17 protein-coding genes are annotated in these 15,280 nt (G+C 70.1%); 3 read left to right on the forward strand and 14 right to left on the reverse strand.

Going from position 1 to position 15,280, the window contains the following annotated elements; all coding sequences use genetic code 11:
• Positions 1-33: 33 nt before the first annotated feature.
• Positions 34-1,806 (reverse strand): multicopper oxidase family protein, encoded by a 1,773-nt coding sequence (locus BT341_RS10130; protein ID WP_084742814.1) that lies wholly within the window; start codon positions 1,804-1,806, stop codon positions 34-36.
• 191 nt (positions 1,807-1,997) lie between these two features.
• Between BT341_RS10130 and BT341_RS10135 the strand changes: the two genes are divergently transcribed.
• Positions 1,998-2,792, forward strand: coding sequence for an HAD-IIA family hydrolase (locus BT341_RS10135; RefSeq protein ID WP_072476036.1), 795 nt, complete (start codon positions 1,998-2,000; stop codon positions 2,790-2,792).
• Positions 2,793-2,886: 94 nt separating this feature from the next.
• Positions 2,887-3,699: a metallophosphoesterase gene (locus BT341_RS10140; RefSeq protein WP_072481878.1), complete on the forward strand. Its 813-nt coding sequence runs from the start codon at positions 2,887-2,889 to the stop codon at positions 3,697-3,699.
• Here BT341_RS10140 and BT341_RS10145 read toward each other — a convergent pair whose 3' ends face one another.
• The 12 genes from BT341_RS10145 to BT341_RS44165 form a co-directional block, all read right to left on the reverse strand.
• Entirely contained in the window at positions 3,700-4,074 is a 375-nt protein-coding gene (locus BT341_RS10145; RefSeq protein ID WP_072476037.1) for a YccF domain-containing protein, read from the reverse strand.
• Entirely contained in the window at positions 4,074-4,829 is a 756-nt protein-coding gene (locus BT341_RS10150; RefSeq protein WP_072476038.1) for a PhzF family phenazine biosynthesis protein, read from the reverse strand. The genes BT341_RS10145 and BT341_RS10150 overlap by 1 nt, the downstream gene beginning before the upstream one ends.
• A 51-nt stretch (positions 4,830-4,880) precedes the next feature.
• Positions 4,881-6,329 carry a hypothetical protein gene (locus BT341_RS10155; protein WP_072476039.1) on the reverse strand — a complete coding sequence of 483 codons (1,449 nt, stop codon included), beginning with the start codon at positions 6,327-6,329 and terminating at the stop codon, positions 4,881-4,883.
• 14 nt (positions 6,330-6,343) lie between these two features.
• Entirely contained in the window at positions 6,344-6,904 is a 561-nt protein-coding gene (locus BT341_RS10160; RefSeq protein WP_084742816.1) for a DUF3558 family protein, read from the reverse strand.
• A complete protein-coding gene (locus BT341_RS10165) occupies positions 6,901-7,398 on the reverse strand; it encodes a hypothetical protein (protein ID WP_072476041.1) in 498 nt (165 codons plus the stop codon). Before BT341_RS10165 ends, BT341_RS10160 begins: the two co-directional genes overlap by 4 nt.
• A 71-nt stretch (positions 7,399-7,469) precedes the next feature.
• Complete coding sequence (locus tag BT341_RS10170; RefSeq protein WP_245804926.1) at positions 7,470-8,162, reverse strand: ESX secretion-associated protein EspG; 693 nt, start codon at positions 8,160-8,162, stop codon at positions 7,470-7,472.
• A gap of 34 nt (positions 8,163-8,196) precedes the next feature.
• On the reverse strand, positions 8,197-9,447 hold the full coding sequence (locus BT341_RS10175) for a helix-hairpin-helix domain-containing protein (RefSeq protein WP_072476042.1): 1,251 nt from the start codon (positions 9,445-9,447) through the stop codon (positions 8,197-8,199).
• The gene (locus BT341_RS10180) at positions 9,444-9,881 is read right to left on the reverse strand and encodes a hypothetical protein (RefSeq protein WP_072476043.1); all 438 of its coding nucleotides are present in this window, start codon (positions 9,879-9,881) and stop codon (positions 9,444-9,446) included. Before BT341_RS10180 ends, BT341_RS10175 begins: the two co-directional genes overlap by 4 nt.
• Positions 9,878-10,453, reverse strand: a complete 576-nt coding sequence (locus BT341_RS10185; RefSeq protein WP_072476044.1) for a 4Fe-4S single cluster domain-containing protein — start codon at positions 10,451-10,453, stop codon at positions 9,878-9,880. The genes BT341_RS10180 and BT341_RS10185 overlap by 4 nt, the downstream gene beginning before the upstream one ends.
• Positions 10,441-10,644 (reverse strand): DUF2997 domain-containing protein, encoded by a 204-nt coding sequence (locus BT341_RS10190; protein ID WP_245804927.1) that lies wholly within the window; start codon positions 10,642-10,644, stop codon positions 10,441-10,443. The genes BT341_RS10185 and BT341_RS10190 overlap by 13 nt, the downstream gene beginning before the upstream one ends.
• 8 nt (positions 10,645-10,652) lie before the next feature.
• On the reverse strand, positions 10,653-12,281 hold the full coding sequence (locus BT341_RS10195) for an AAA family ATPase (RefSeq protein ID WP_072476046.1): 1,629 nt from the start codon (positions 12,279-12,281) through the stop codon (positions 10,653-10,655).
• 30 nt (positions 12,282-12,311) lie between these two features.
• Complete coding sequence (locus tag BT341_RS44165; protein ID WP_143168516.1) at positions 12,312-12,581, reverse strand: hypothetical protein; 270 nt, start codon at positions 12,579-12,581, stop codon at positions 12,312-12,314.
• 47 nt (positions 12,582-12,628) lie between these two features.
• On the opposite strand from BT341_RS44165, the gene BT341_RS10200 reads away from it, so the two are divergent.
• Positions 12,629-14,287, forward strand: coding sequence for an AMP-binding protein (locus tag BT341_RS10200; protein WP_072476047.1), 1,659 nt, complete (start codon positions 12,629-12,631; stop codon positions 14,285-14,287).
• Between the two features lie 14 nt (positions 14,288-14,301).
• On the opposite strand, the gene BT341_RS10205 is transcribed toward BT341_RS10200, so the two are convergent.
• Positions 14,302-15,270, reverse strand: coding sequence for a R2-like ligand-binding oxidase (locus tag BT341_RS10205; RefSeq protein WP_072476048.1), 969 nt, complete (start codon positions 15,268-15,270; stop codon positions 14,302-14,304).
• Between the last annotated feature and the right edge of the window lie 10 nt (positions 15,271-15,280).

Consider the following 15,280-nt stretch of genomic DNA (forward strand, 5'->3'; position numbering starts at 1 on the left):
TAGAACACTGTTTCTCACTCACGAGCCGGTGGGTCAGCCGTCGTGGTGGTGGCCGCCGCCCGGGTGGACGTGGAACTTCGCCACCTCCGGCGGGTGCACCACGAACGGGCGCATCATGCCCTCGTCCTCGTGGTCGAGGATGTGGCAGTGGAACATGAACTCGCCGGTTCCGCCGCCGAACTGCCCGGCGACGCTCACCCACTGGCCCGGGTTCACGATGATCGTGTCCTTCCAGCCTTCCTCGTACTTCTCCAGCGGGACGTCGGTGAAGCCGTCGAGCGGCGTCGTGGTCCGCCCGGCGGCCTGGTCGAACGTCGTGGTGAAGCTCCGCCGGAACAGCGCCTGGAACTCCGTCAGGTGGATGTGGATCGGGTGCGCCGGGCCGCCGTTCGCGACGTGCACGATGTTCCACACCGCCCACCGGTCGTGGTCGATGAAGATGCCCGTGGTGTCGTCGAAGAGCCGCCCGTTCATCCGGAACGTCTTCAGCCCGCCGTTCGGGTCCCGCAGCTGGATGATCCCCGCGCCGCCCGGGTCCGCGTCGACCTCCTCGAGGTCCCACATCTCCGGGTGCCCGTCGGCGTTGAGCAGCAGCGCGACCCAGACGTGGTCGTGGTCTTCCGGCAGCGTCGTGCCGTGCTGCAGCCGGACGTAGGACGACGAGACCTTCTCGGGAAGCCGGAACGAATCGTGCTTCGCGCGGCCGTCCACCCGGAACTGCAGCACGTCCGGCTCGACCGTGCCCAGCCGCGGGTCGGCGTTGCGGAGCTTCAGCTGCTGCCCCCTGAAGCGGCTGAAGTCGATCAGCACGTCGAACCGCTCGGCCGGCGCGACGGTCAGCCCGCCACCCGGCAGCCGGGCCGGCGCGGGCAGCAGGCCGCCGTCCGTGCCGATCAGGCGGACGGCGTCGTTCTGCGGCACGTTGTCCTCGTCGACCAGGTTCAGCGTGTAGAACCGCGAGTTGGACGCGTTGAGCAGGCGGAAGCGGTACCACCGGGCGTCGACGTCCACGTGCGGCCAGATCACGCCGTTGACCAGCGTGAACGGTCCGGAGAACGGGATCATCGGGCCGTTCGGCACGTACGGGAACTTGTAGAGCAGCTGCCCGGTCAGCGCGCCGGTCGCCGGGTCGATGTCGAAGTTGCGGTCGCTGATGACCAGCGGGATCTCGCGGTCGCCGTGCGGCAGGCCGAGCGCGTCCTCCTCGTCGTCGCGGACCAGGTACATCCCGGCCAGGCCCGTGTGGACGTTGAACCGCGTGATCGCCATGGCGTGGTCGTGGTACCAGAGCGGCATCGCCTGCTGGCGGTTCGGGTACTCCGCCAGCTGCGACGTGCCCTTCAGGCCCGCGTTGTGCGCCCAGCCGTCGTTGCCCGCGTTGGTCCGCGCGCCGTGCAGGTGGACGACCGTCCACGCCGGCAGGTCGGCGACGCCGTCGACGATCGAGTAGCCCGGCCGGTCCAGCTCCCGGCCCGGACGGCTGGTGGGCGCGTCGCCGACCGGGCCCTGAACGGCGACCAACGGGAACACGCCGTCGATTTCGTTCGACCACGAAATCCGCAGCTCCTTGCCGCTGCGCACTTCGATCGTCGGACCCGGGAAATGTCCCGCGTACGTCCACAACGTGCTCGGCGGCAATTCCGAGTGCAGCTTCTGCTGTTTGGTGATCATCGGAATGGTGATCGTTTCCCGGCCGCGCGGCCGGAACACGGGTGGCACCGGCAGTGGGTCCAAGAACTTGGTGAGTCCCCAGTTCGGCGCGGTGATCGGCCCGGTCGTCGCCGGGCGCTCGATGATTTCGGTCATGCGGTTTCCCCCTTCATGTCCGGGGGCAGGACGAATTGCGCCACGGCGATTACGCCGACGACGTCGAAAAGTATTCCCCCGAACCCCCTCGGTGACCGGAAGCGCGACTCCCCTCGCACTACCGGCAATTCCCACTGTAGCCCTTTCCGGCGTGCACCGCAGGCACTTCGCGCGCGTGATAGGTTCCGCGCATGAGCGAACGCCGGTGGACGTACCTCTCCGACATGGACGGCGTCCTGGTGAAGGAGGAGCACCTCGTCCCGGGGGCCGACGAGTTCCTCGCCGAGCTGAAGGCGAACGGCACCGACTTCCTGGTGCTCACCAACAACTCGATCTACACCCCGCGTGACCTGCGGGCCCGGCTGGAGCGCACCGGGCTCGACATCCCGGAGGAGTCGATCTGGACCTCGGCGCTGGCGACCGCGAAGTTCCTCTCGTCGCAGCGGCCCAACGGCTCGGCGTACGTCATCGGCGAAGCGGGCCTCACCACGGCGCTGCACGAGGTCGGTTACGTGCTCACCGAGCGCGACCCGGACTACGTCGTGCTCGGCGAGACCCGCACGTACAGCTTCAGCGCCATCACGCGCGCGATCCGGCTCATCGAGGGCGGCGCCAAGTTCATCGCGACCAACCCCGACGCGACCGGCCCGAGCCTGGAAGGCTCGATGCCGGCCACCGGGTCCGTCGCGGCATTGATCGAAAAGGCCACCGGGCGCTCGCCGTACTACGTCGGCAAGCCGAACCCGCTGATGATGCGCTCGGCGCTGCGGCGGCTCGGCGCGCACTCGGAATCGACGCTGATGATCGGCGACCGGATGGACACCGACGTCCACTCGGGCATCGAGGCCGGGCTGCAGACCATCCTCGTGCTCACCGGCATATCCACCCGGGAGTCGGCCGAACGCTATCCGTATCGGCCCACACTGGTGATCGACTCGATCGCTGACCTGATCGGGCGGACCCAGGACCCGTTCGGCGAAGGCTGACCGTGGGCTGGGCGCCGGCAGGGCTTATCGTCACCGGATGAGCAACTCCGCTGTGCCCGGCGGGGGCCAAGCCCCCACACCCCTGCCGGAGGCTCTGCCCCCGGACCCCCGGGGAGCTGTTTATGTCGTAGGCGACGTGCACGGCCACCGCGACGAGCTGGTCGACGCACTGCGCGCCGAGGGGCTGGTGGACGACGAAGGCAACTGGTCCGGGGGCGAGGACCAGCTGTGGTTCCTGGGGGACTTCGTCGACCGCGGACCGGACGGCGTCGGCGCGATCGACCTGGTCATGCGGCTCGAACAGCAGGCCGCGGAGGCCGGCGGCCAGGTCCAGACGCTGCTGGGCAACCACGAGATCCTCGCGCTGGGCATGTTCCACTTCGGCGACGAGCCGGTGCCGTCCGACTTCGGCCCGCGCAGCTTCGCCCGCAGCTGGGAGATCAACGGCGGCCTGCTCTCGGACCAGGACCGCCTGACACCCGAGCACATCGAGTGGCTGACGGCGCGCCCGCTCGCCGCGCTGGCGGCCGACCACCTGCTGCTGCACTCGGACACGCTCGAGTACCTGGACTGGGGCTCCTCGGTCGAGGAGATCAACGAAACGGCGGGCGAGATCCTGGCGGGCTCGGACATCGAGGCCTGGTGGGACGTCTGGCGCCGGATGACCACGCGGTACGCGTTCCGCGGCCCCGACGGCGAAGAGAACGCGCAGAAGCTGATGGACGCGCTCGGCGGGTCGCGGATCGTGCACGGGCACAGCGTGATCGCCGACCAGCTGGGGATCCACCCGACGCAGATCGAGGGCCCGTTCCTGTATGCGGGCGGCAAGGCGCTGGGCGTCGACGGCGGCCTGTTCGTCGGCGGGCCGTGCCTGGTGGTGCGGCTGCCGTACGAGCCGGAGTCCTGATCAGCCGATCTCGACGATCTCCTTGCCGAGCGGCATCAGCGACACCGGGATCATCTTGAAGTTCGCCACGCCCAGCGGGATGCCGATGATCGTCAGGCACAGCGCGACGCCGGTGAAGACGTGCCCGATCGCCAGCCACAGCCCGGCGCACACGAACCAGATGACGTTGCCGAGGCAGGACGCGGCCCCGGCGTCGCGGCGCTCGACGACCGTGCGGCCGAACGGCCAGAGCGCGTAGTGCGCGATGCGGAACGACGCGAGCCCGAACGGGATCGTGACGATCAGGACGCAGCAGATCACGCCCGCGACCAGGTAGCCCAGCGCCATCCAGAAGCCGCACAGCACGAGCCAGATGATGTTCAGCAGCGTGCGCATCAGACGTGCAGCTCCGCGCTCAGGACCGTCACGGCCTGGCCGGCGATGCGGACCCGGTCGCCGTCCTGGCGGGTCCGGACGATGCCGCCGCGGGCCGAGACCTGGTGGCCGGTGAGGGTGTCGCTCCCCAGGCGCTCGGACCAGTACGGCGACAGGACGCAGTGCGCGGACCCGGTGACGGGGTCTTCGTCGACGCCGACACCCGGCCCGAAGAAGCGGCTGACGTAGTCGGTGTCGTCACCCTTCGCGGTGACCAGCAGCCGTCCGGTCCAGGTGGTCTTGAGCTTGGCGAGGTCGGGTTCGAGTGTCCGGACGGCCTTCTCGCCGGGCAGGACGGCGAAGAGGTTCTCGACACCGCGGCCGACGTATTCGATCTCGGTGCCGGGGAGGATCTCGGACAGATCGTCCTCGGTGGGCTTCGGCGGGTCGGACGGGAAGTCCAGTTCGACCCAGCCGTCTTCGGCCTTGGCCCGAAGTTCACCGCTGAGGGTGGTGTACACCTGCTCGCCGCCGAGGATGTGGGTGGTGGCGAGGGTGGCGTGGCCGCACAGCGCGACCTCGACCTCGGGCGTGAACCACCTGAGCGGCTTGGCACCCGGCGCGGCGGTGACGACGAAGGCGGTCTCGGCGTGCTTCATCTCGGCGGCGACAGCCTGCATCCAGGCCGGGTCGGCGGGCTCGTCGAGCAGGACCACTCCGGCGGGGTTCCCGGCGAAGGCACGGTCGGTGAAGGCGTCGACGACGAAGAGGCGCATGGCACCAATGTAGCCGCCGACCTGGGCGGGGCCCCGATTTCTCCGGGGGATTTACGGGTTGCCCTTACGGGGGCTTTCCGGTGCCTCGCCGATGACGGGCTTGACGAGCTTCTCGCCGTCCGGGCCGCGTTCGGGCTGGAGGTCGAAGACGTCTTCCTCGACGGCGTACCGGTTCTTGTGCTCTTTGTCGTCTTCCTTCTTCTTGCCCGCGCTGGCACCACCGGCGGCCCCGGCCGCCCCCTTGCCCTTGGCCGCCGCAGCGGCGGTTGCGCCGCGTTCGAGCCGTTCGCCGGGAGCCTTCCCGCCGGTCTTGCCGCCCGCACCGGGGGTTTCCTTCGGGCCACCGGTGTAGCCACCCCCGGAAACGCGCGAGCCGGCGAACCCGGTACCGGCCCGGCCGGAGCCGATGCCGGGCTTGCCGCGCGTGATGTCGCCGCCTCCGGCGCCGGTGCCACCGGGCGTGCCGGGCATGGCGAGCCCGTCGGGAGTCATGCGCGTGAAGGAGCTGGCGGCGGGCGCGGCGCGGAAGCCGCTGTTGCCCCCACCGAAGTTGGGTCCGACCCCGCTGGTGGTGCCGGGCTGGACGTAGGAGGGCGGAGTGGCCCCGGGCGGCACGTAGCCGCTGCCGGTCCCGACGGTGGTGCCGCCGGGCGCGGTGGTCGTCCCGCCGCCGATACCGGGGGTGCCGGTGAAGCCGGTGCCCGTGGTACCGGTCGTGCCGGTGGTGCCGCTTGTGCCGTGGAACCCGGAGACGGAGGTGGCGTCCCCGTTCCCGAGCTGCGGCGGCGGCGCGTAGGTGGGCTGGGAGCTGGCGGTCTCGTGGTAGGTGGAGTCGAGGCCCTGAAGGACCTGAACGGCCTGCTGGTGCGCGGCGTCGGCCTGCTGCTGCTTGGCCTGGATGCCGGCCATGGTGGTGCCCATGCCGATGAGGTCGCCGGATTCGTACTGCTGCCGGGCCTTGTCCATCTCGGCCTGCTGGTTGAAGCCGGTGGGCTCGGGCATGTTGGTCTTGGCGTAGTACGCGGCGGCGGACTGCTGGGAGTAGTGGTTGGACATGAGCTGCATGGCATTGCCGGTTTGTTCGGTGTGCCCGGCGGTGCTCTGGAAGAAGCTGTTGGCCTGCTCGGCGGCGGGACCCTGCCACGAGCCCCCGGCGGCCGTGGCGGCGTCGCGGAATTGGTTGGAGGCGTCGGCCAGCCAGTTGCCGTAGACGTTGGCCACGCGGCTGCGGTCGTTGATGCCTTCGATGTCGAGGTCCTTGTGGACCATGTCGTAGAGCACTTCGTGCGGGCTGTTGGCGTAGTTTTCGCCGGGGGCCGGTGAGTCGCCGCGCAGGTTCTGGCCCTGCTGCAGGAGCTTCCCTTGCGCAACCGAGTAGTCGGACGCGGCCTTCTCGGTCAGCCGCTGTCCGTCCTGCCCGTGACCTTGGAGCTTGCGGGCGGTTTCCGCGTAGTAGTCACCCTCGGACAGGTGGTGCTGCGCCCGGTGCGGCTGACTCATGACTGGACTCCGTCTCAGTTCTTGGGCAGAAGCGGCTCGACCTTGGCGGCGATTTCTTGGACCATCTGGCAGGCCCTTGCGGTGTCCGAGCCCGAAGCCAGCAGGACGAACGCTCGGGAGTTGGGTTTCACTTCCAACCACACGTCGCACTGCCCGGGCGAGTTCTCCGGTTCGCGCTCCAAAACCGCAGGACGCCCGTTGACGTTTCCTTCACTGGCCTGGTTGGGATTGCCGACATTTTCCTTGTATCCGCGGCCCGGGTTCAAGGACAGCCCCACGTCCACGCCTGGTGTGTCTCCGGACGCCGGCTTGGTGGTTCGGCATCCCTGCTTCGGATTCGCCACCAGTGGCTCCGCCTTGGGATAACCCTGACCGACGAGCGCCTGGTCGAGGATGGCGCAAGAACTCATAGCCGCGAAGGGGTTGTCCGGTTCGGCGGTTGCGCTGCCTGAGCTGGGAGCAGTCGAGCCGGCCGGCTGCGAGCTGGGAGTCGCCTGGCCACCGACCTGACTAGTGCAGGCAGTCAAGGCGAATGCCAACGTGGCGAACACGACCACGATGCGTCGTGCGCTCACTGTTCCTGCAGCCCCTTGTTGAGCTGACTGAAAGTCATAGTGTGCGCATCCTCGGTCTCGCGGTAGTTCTTGCGTGCGATCACCATCGCTTCACGAGCTTGCTGGATCCCGTCACGCATCCGGAGCAGGTTGGGGATCAGGGATTGCTCGTCGCCGTCGGCCACCTTGACGTTGAAAGCGGCGACTGCCTTGGCGTATTCGCTGCCGCCCATCTTGGCCTGAGCTGCCAGTTCGCGAACATCGACGATCATCCGGTTGTAGCCGTCGAGAAAGAAGTCGCAGGCCTTCATGTACGCCTGGAAGCCTTCTTCGTTCACCGCGAACTGGCCGTTCTCGGCCAGCGACTTCAGGTGGTGACCACCCTCGCTGACCCGCTGTGCGGCCTCCGAGTCGGTAGGTCCGTCCAGCAACCCGGACAGGAAGTTCGCCCCCGCGTCACCCGCGGCCGGTGGGGGTGTGAACGAGCCCGGTGCGCCGAACTGTGAACCGCCCATGACGCCCTCCCCGTCGTCTCGGCACCACCCTGCGTGGTCTCTCGCACTGTACTAGTGACGAACTTGCCGCGTCAGTGGTTCCGGCCACGCTCGTGGAGCCAGCGGCGCAGGTCGGAACCATCCGATGGGATGAACCGAACCCGGGTCGAGCCGTCCGGGAGGGGGTCGTTGAACATCAGGAAGCGGCCGCCTTCGTTGTCCACGAACGTTGCCGTTCCCGCCGGCTTCAACGCTCCCGACTGGCGGACCGACAGCTCGAACGTGCCGTACCTGTGCAACGGCCATGCCGAGAACTCCGCCGCCGCCTCGGTGTCGGCGCGTGAACCAGGAGTGGTGAACGTCAGCTCCGCCAGCGGTACCGGCCGGTACGCCGGGAGCATGCCGACCACCAGGTCGACCAGCCGGTCCGGGCGGGTCTGGGCGAACAGGATCTCCTCGCTCGCCAGCTCCGAAAACACGCCAAGGCCGTGGCCGATCGCCGCGCGGTAGAACACCCGGCGGTCCTGCTCCGCCGCGCGGACGATGATCAGCACGTCCGGCTGCGTCCACGCCCGCAGCGTCTGCTCCACCTCGATGTCCAGCTTGTCCGGGCCCGCCAGCCCGCGCGCCCGCATCGATTCCCACGACGCCGCCGCGATGCGGTCGTGCTCGGCCAGGGTCCGGCCGGGGCTGCGGATCTCGAACGGGTGCCAGTTCGCCGGGAGCCCGCTGCGGCGGACCGCCGTGTCGACCTCCGCCAGGCCCAGTGAGAATTCCTCCGGCACGTCCCCGAGGGTAGCGGACCCGCCACCGCCCGCTTCAGATGTCGAGCTGCCGCACACCCGTCTCGCGCAACGCCACCCGCCCGGCCGTCGCCCGCGCGCGCAGCCGGACGATCTCGTGCGGCTGCAACCCGATCGCGACGCCGAACGCCTCCACGTCCGGGAACCCGCCCTGCCGCCGCCGCATGTCCACCGCTGTGGCGACTCTTTCGGGTGACATTCCCGGCAGGCCGGCCAGCTCGGCCTCCGACGCCGCGTTGACGTCCACCAGCGCAGCGGGAACCGGCGGAACAGGAACCGGCGCAGCGGCAACCGGCAAAACCGGCGGAGGCGCCAGCGGCGCCACATCGGCCGGGACGTAAGCCTCGATCCGGTCGTTCGGCCGCAGGTCCCGGAACGCCAGCCCGACGGTGAACGTCCGCGCCCCGCCGTTCGTCCGCACCGCCACGCCGTCCCGGGCCAGCGACAGGATCCGCAGGTCGGTCGCGACGACCGTGCTCTGCTCGTTGAACGTCGTCCCCATCGGCCGCAGCACCCGCGCCCGCGTGCCGACCGTGAACACCGACCCCAGGCCCTCCGGCACCTCGACCGCCGCCACCACGGTGCCGTTGCCGAGGTCGTTCAGGCCGTGCACCGCCGCCGTGCCCTCCCGCCGCTCCAGGAAGTCCCGCGGGGGCTCGTGGAACGCCGTCAGCGCGTCGCCGGCCAGTGGCGGCACGGCGCACTGGAAGCCGAGCAGCACGGTGCCCGGCTGCCCGGCCGGCAGCTCCTCGAGCGGCCCGGCCGGGCCGAACAGCCCGAGCACCCGCATCGGCTCGCCGACCGGACGGCCGCCGCGCGTCAGCCCGCAGAGGGCGCCGAACCGCAGGATCCCGTGCTCCTGCCGCACCTGCACGTGGAACCCGGTCAACTGGTCGTAGGCGGGCGCGAACACCGACGCGACACCGTCCTGGCGGCTCAGGTCCGGGCCGACCGCTTCGTCGGTGTACAGCTCCAGCGAGTCCCCGTTGCCGATGTCCCGCCGCCCGGCGGCCACGAAGACGTCCTTGAGGAACCCGGCGTCGGTCACCGGCTCGACGCCGCTCGAGAAGAACTTCTTCCGCACCATGATCCCGAGGCGCAGGTTGTCCGCCAGGACGCGGTCACCCCGGCGGAGGCGCGCGCGGGCGCCGCGGACCGCGCGGCCGGCGCTCACCTGCCCGCCCGGCAGCTCCCCGAGGCCCGGGAGGGTGACCGAGTCGTTGAGCGCCTTGCCGAACTCGATCAGCCCGACCCTGACCTCGGTCACGACGTGGCGGCCAGCGTGACGCTGACCGACTGGTCGGCGTTGACCCGCTCGGATTCGACGACCATGCCCGCCTGTGCCGCGCGCGCCTTGAGCCGGGCGAGCACCGACCGCTGCACCTCGGCGGCGTAGGCCTCGTCGACCGACACGACCAGCCGGGCGGCTTCGGCTTCGGTGAGGCCGGGCCCGTCGACGTGCGCGAGCTGGACGCCGTCCGGGCCGTAGCCGAACGTGATCCGCCGTCCCTCCCACGCGGCGACGACGGACGTGCCGTCGTCGGTCACCTGGGCCCGCAGCCCGCTGAGCGCGCGGGCCAGCAGGTCGCGGTGCCGCATCCGCGTCCGGACGGTGACGACACCGGGCTGCGCGTGCGCGGCGATGGTCGCCGCGTTCAGCTGGGCCAGCGCTTCACTGCGCAGCTTGAGCGTGACACTCATCGGTGCTCCCCTTCGAGCAGCGCTTCCAGTACTTCGGTGGTGGCGAACCCGTTCAGCTCGATCCCGCCGTCCGGGGCGATCCGCAGCTCGAGCCGGTTCGGGGTGGTGAAGATCGACTCGTCGTAGCGGTCGGTGAGGAAGTGGAACCGCTGGTTGGCCGACCCCACCCACGGCCGGGAGGTCTCCGGCCGGTCGGCGCGGAACGGCCCGTCGACCAGCAGGTCCGTCGAGTCGAGCAGCTTCGACGGCGGCAGGTCCTCGATCACGTGCCCGGTGAACGTCATGACCGAGAGGCCCGCCGCGCGGACGGCTTCGGCGAAGCGGCCCAACGGCGCGGCCTGGTCGAACGGCTCTCCACCCAGAAGTGTGACGCCTTCGATGCCCTCGACGGCCAGCACGTGCGAAACCAGCTCGGGCCACGGCAGCGCAAAGCCGCCGCGCGTGGTCCACGTCTGCGGGTTGAAGCAGCCGGGGCAGCGGACCGAGCAGCCCTGCGTCCACACCGCGCACCGCAGGCCCGGGCCTTCGGCGGCCGTGACGTCGACGATCCGGTGCAGGTTCAGCAGTTCCATTGCGACTGCTGCTGCGTGGCGGTGTTCTCCGCGGAGGCCGACGTGCGCCGGTAGTCCTCGGTGAATTCCGACGTGACCGTCTCCGCGCCGAGCAGGTCCTCCAGCAGCGGGATGTAGTCGAGGCACTTCGAGCCGGTGACGCCGTGCGTCTCGGCGCTGATCGAGCCGTCCTTGCCGATCGTGACGGTCACGCGGTGCGTCATACGTCGATCGTCCTTCCGCTCGGGGAGTCCGCCGGTGCGGCCGGCGGCACCGTGACGGGCTCGGGAGCCGCGGTGCCGGTGTCCGTCGCGGCCACGGCCCGGGTCTGCGCCCAGTTCCGGATGGCCAGGATCTCGTCGGCCTGCGTGACCGAAAGCGGGACGGTCGACTTGACCGCCCGCACGAGGTCGTCGCGGCGCAGCGGCCGCTGCTCGGCGAACGCGTCGACCAGCCCGGCCAGCACGGCCTGCTCGATCTCGGCGCCGCTGTAGCCCGCGCTGACGTCGGCGAGCTCGGCGAACAGCGCGTCGTCCAGCCGCAGCTCGCTGCCCACGAACGGGTCCGTGACGCGCTTGTGCAGGTGGATCCGCCAGATCGCGGCGCGCTCGGGCGCCGACGGGAGGTCGACGAAGAAGATCTCGTCGAACCGGCCCTTGCGGAGGAACTCCGGCGGCAGCGAGTCGACCTGGTTGGCGGTGGCCATCACGAACACCGGCGCGGACTTTTCCTGCATCCAGGACAGGAACGTGCCGAACACGCGCCGTGCGGTGCCGCCGTCACCCCCGCCGCCGGCGCCGGCGAGGCCCTTCTCGATCTCGTCGACCCACAGCACGCACGGCGCGATGCCCTCCGCCGTCCGGATGACCGTGCGGATGTTCTTTTCGCTGGACCCGACCAGGCCGGCGAAGACGCGGCCGAGGTCCAGCCGCAGCAGCGGCAGCCGCCACATGTTCGCCACGCACACCGCGGACAGGCTCTTGCCGCAGCCGGGGACGCCGGTGAGCAGCAAGCCCTTCGGCGCCGCGAGGTTGTACGCCGACGCGGCGGGCGTCCACGTGCCGGTGCGCTTGGTGAGCCAGCGCTTGAGCCGGTCGAGGCCGCCGACGGCGTCGAAGCTCGTTTCCGCCGGCACGATGTCGAGCATCCCGGACCGCCGCACGGCCTGGCGCTTCTCGGCGAGGATCAGCTCCAGGTCGCTCGGGTCCAGCCCGCCGCCCTCGACCAGGGCGCGCGCGAACGCGTTCTCGGCCTCCGGCAGCGTCAGCCCGCGTGCCGCCGCGACGATCCGGTCGCGGTCCTCGCGGCCGATGCTGATCCGGACGTTCTGCCGGTGCGCGGCGACCATGCTGTCCAGCAGCTCGCCGATCTGGCGCTGGTCGGGCAGCGGGAAGTCGACGACCGTCGCGTCGTGTTCCAGCTCCGGCGGCACCGGCAGCGACGGCGACACGAGGACGAGGCTCAGCGGCACCGGACGCGTCTTGAACGCGGCGGCGAGCTCGCGCAGCCGCCGCACGACGTCGGGATCGGGCCGGTGACCGCCCTCGGAAACCAGGGACGGGTGCAGGTCCACGAAGACGAACACGGCGGGCTCGCCCCAGCCGTGCACCCGCTCGAGCGCGGCGGCCGCGGCGCGGGTCTCGCTGATCGGCGGGCCGCCCGCCGGGGCCAGGCCGGTGGTGGAGGACCAGACGTAGACGCGTCGCGGCGTCCGCAGCCGCTGGGGATCCTCCGCGACGGCGCGGATCTCCCGCAGCACCCGCTGCTCTTCGTGCGTCTCGACGACCAGCAGCGGGTAGCGCGCCTGCAGCAACTGGGTCAGCTCGTCGCGAAACCCCTGGCCGGCCATCGATCGCCCCCTGAAAAGTCCGTCCGGACCCTACCAGTCACGCGCCGACGGCAGGACCTCGTAAGCCGGGCGGGTGGCCGCTGTGGAACAGCGGGCCGGTGATCGTGCCGTGGTGTTCCCGGCGTCGTAGACGGAGGCCTTGCCGCCGTTGCCGTCCGCGACGAACAGCAGGTCGTGACGCCGGTCCAGGTCCAGCCCGGCCGCCATCGCGCCGGGCGGTGCCTCGATGTAGGGCTCGGCCGTGCCCCGCGTCGGGTCTTCGCGGAAAGGATCCTGCCGCCGCGCTGGCTGACCAGGCACGTGGTTCTTAGACTCGGCGCAAGTCACCGCCGACTTCAGGAGGCACCATGCCTGACGCGCCCGCCTTGCCCAGCTACGCCTCGGGAATCTCCGAGGTCCCGCTGCTCGGGGACACCATCGGCGACAACTTCGATCGGACGGTCGCCGCGTTCGGGGACCGGGACGCCCTGGTCGACCGGGCCGCCGGGCGGCGGTGGACCTACCGGGAGCTGGCCGCCGAAGTGGACGCGCTGGCGCTGGGGCTCGTCGCGCAGGGCATCGGCAAGGGCGACCGGGTCGGGATCTGGTCGCCGAACCGTGCGGAGTGGACGTTCCTGCAGTACGCGACGGCGAAGATCGGCGCGATCCTGGTCAACATCAACCCGGCCTACCGGTCGCACGAGCTGGAGTACGTGCTCAACCAGGCCGGCATCCGGATGCTGGTGGCCTCGGACAAGTTCAAGACGTCGGACTACCCGGCGATGGTCGACGAGGTGCGGGAGAAGTGCGCCGCGCTGGAGCACGTCGTGATCCTGGGCGGCGACGGCTGGCAGGCGCTGGTCGACGCCGGACGGCGGGGTGACCCGGGGCAGCTGGCGCACCTGCAGGCCGGGCTGTCGGCCGACGACCCGATCAACATCCAGTACACGTCCGGGACCACGGGTTTCCCCAAGGGCGCCACGCTGTCCCACCACAACATCCTCAACAACGGCTTCTTCGTCGGCGAGCTGTGCAACTACACCGAGCAGGACAAGGTCTGCATCCCCGTGCCCTTCTACCACTGCTTCGGCATGGTGATGGGCAACCTGGCCTGCACGAGCCACGGCGCCTGCATGGTGATCCCGGCGCCGGCGTTCGACCCGCGCGCGACGCTCGAAGCGGTGGCGGCCGAGCGGTGCACGTCGCTCTACGGCGTGCCGACGATGTTCATCGCCGAGCTGAACCACCCCGGCTTCGGCGAGTTCGACCTGTCGTCGCTGCGGACCGGGATCATGGCGGGCTCGCCGTGCCCGGTCGAGGTGATGAAGCAGGTCATCGACCGGATGGGGATGAGCGAGGTGTCGATCTGCTACGGCATGACCGAGACGTCGCCGGTGTCCACGCAGACCCGTGCCGACGACTCGATCGAGCGGCGCGTGTCGACGGTCGGTCGGGTCGGGCCGCACCTGGAGGTCAAGGTCGTCGACCCGGAGACCGGGCTGACCGTGCCGCGCGGCGAGCCGGGCGAGCTGTGCACGCGCGGGTATTCGGTGATGCTCGGCTACTGGGAGCAGCCGGACAAGACGGCGGAGGCGATCGACGCGGCCCGCTGGATGCACACCGGCGACCTGGCGGTGATGGACGCCGACGGCTACGTCAACATCACCGGCCGGATCAAGGACATGGTCATCCGCGGCGGTGAAAACCTGTACCCGCGCGAGATCGAGGAGTTCCTCTACACGCACCCGGACATCCTCGACGCGCAGGTCATCGGCGTCCCCGACGAGAAGTACGGCGAAGAGCTGATGGCCTGGATCCGGATGCGCGAAGGTGCCGAGCCGCTGACCGCGGAGAAGGTGCGCGAGTTCTGCGAAGGCAAGCTGGCGCGCTACAAGATCCCGCGGTACGTCCACGTCGTCGACGAGTTCCCGATGACCGTCACGGGCAAGGTCCGCAAGGTCGAGATGCGCGAGAAGTCGATCAGCCTGCTCGGCCTGGAAAAAGCCGCCGCGACCAAGCACGCCTGACCCGGGGAACGGCCTCAGCCGACGGCCGCGGCGGCCTCCGCGATCGCCTTCGCGTCTTCCTCGCCGAAGGTGTCCTCCAGCTGTTCGGGTGAATAGTCCAGGTCGATCTGCTCCACCGGCATGCCGCGGGCCGACTCGATCGCGCCCAGCCGCCGCTGCGCGCGGTCGGCCGCGTACTGGACGATCTCCTGCGGGTCGTTGTCGAAGGGCAGTTCCTCGAACTGGTCCTGCACCCACTGGATCATGTTCAGCGCGTGCGGCAGCAGCTCGCCCATCCGCTGCTGCACGGCGTCCCACAGCGAGTCGTCCGCGGCGACGTGCCGGCGGCAGGTGAACGTGCCCCACGCCATGTGGCGGCGCTCGTCGTCGCCGATGCGGCGGACCAGCTCCTGCATGCCCGGGAGGATGTCGTGCTGGGTGCAGATCAGCTGCCACGAGTAGTAGCCGGTCAGCGCGAGGCTGCCCTCGATCACGTGGTTGTACGTCACGCTCGCGCGGATCTGGTTGAGCGGGCTGGGATCGTCCTCCAGCGCGCGCAGCGACTGCGGCAGCTCCTCGTAGAACAGCTTGCGGTAGTGCGGGTTCTCGGCCACGTACGGGTGCAGGTCCTCGGTCAGCCCGACGGCGTCCATCCAGCGGCGGAACACCTCCGTGTGCTTGGCTTCCTCGAAGCAGAACTGCGTCAGGTACATCTCGTCGCCGAACCGGCCGGTCGCCGACATCGCGCGCATGAACGGCTGGATGTCCTCGGTGACGGCCTCTTCGCCCGCGATGAACTGCGCGACCAGGTACGTCGTGCTCCGCTGCTGCTCGGGGTTGAGCGTGTCCCAGCCTTCGCGTTCGCGGCTGAAGTCGATGTCGGCCGGGTTCCAGAACTTCTTGTTGCCCTTGACGAACAGGCGCAGCGGGAACGAGTCCCAGTTCAGCCCGCCCTTGCGCAGCGAGGAAAAGCCGGTTCGCAGTTCGGGCAGCGTGTCGGTCATCGTGTCACTC

The sequence above is a fragment of the Amycolatopsis australiensis genome (assembly GCF_900119165.1).
Classification (GTDB): Bacteria; Actinomycetota; Actinomycetes; order Mycobacteriales; family Pseudonocardiaceae; genus Amycolatopsis; species Amycolatopsis australiensis.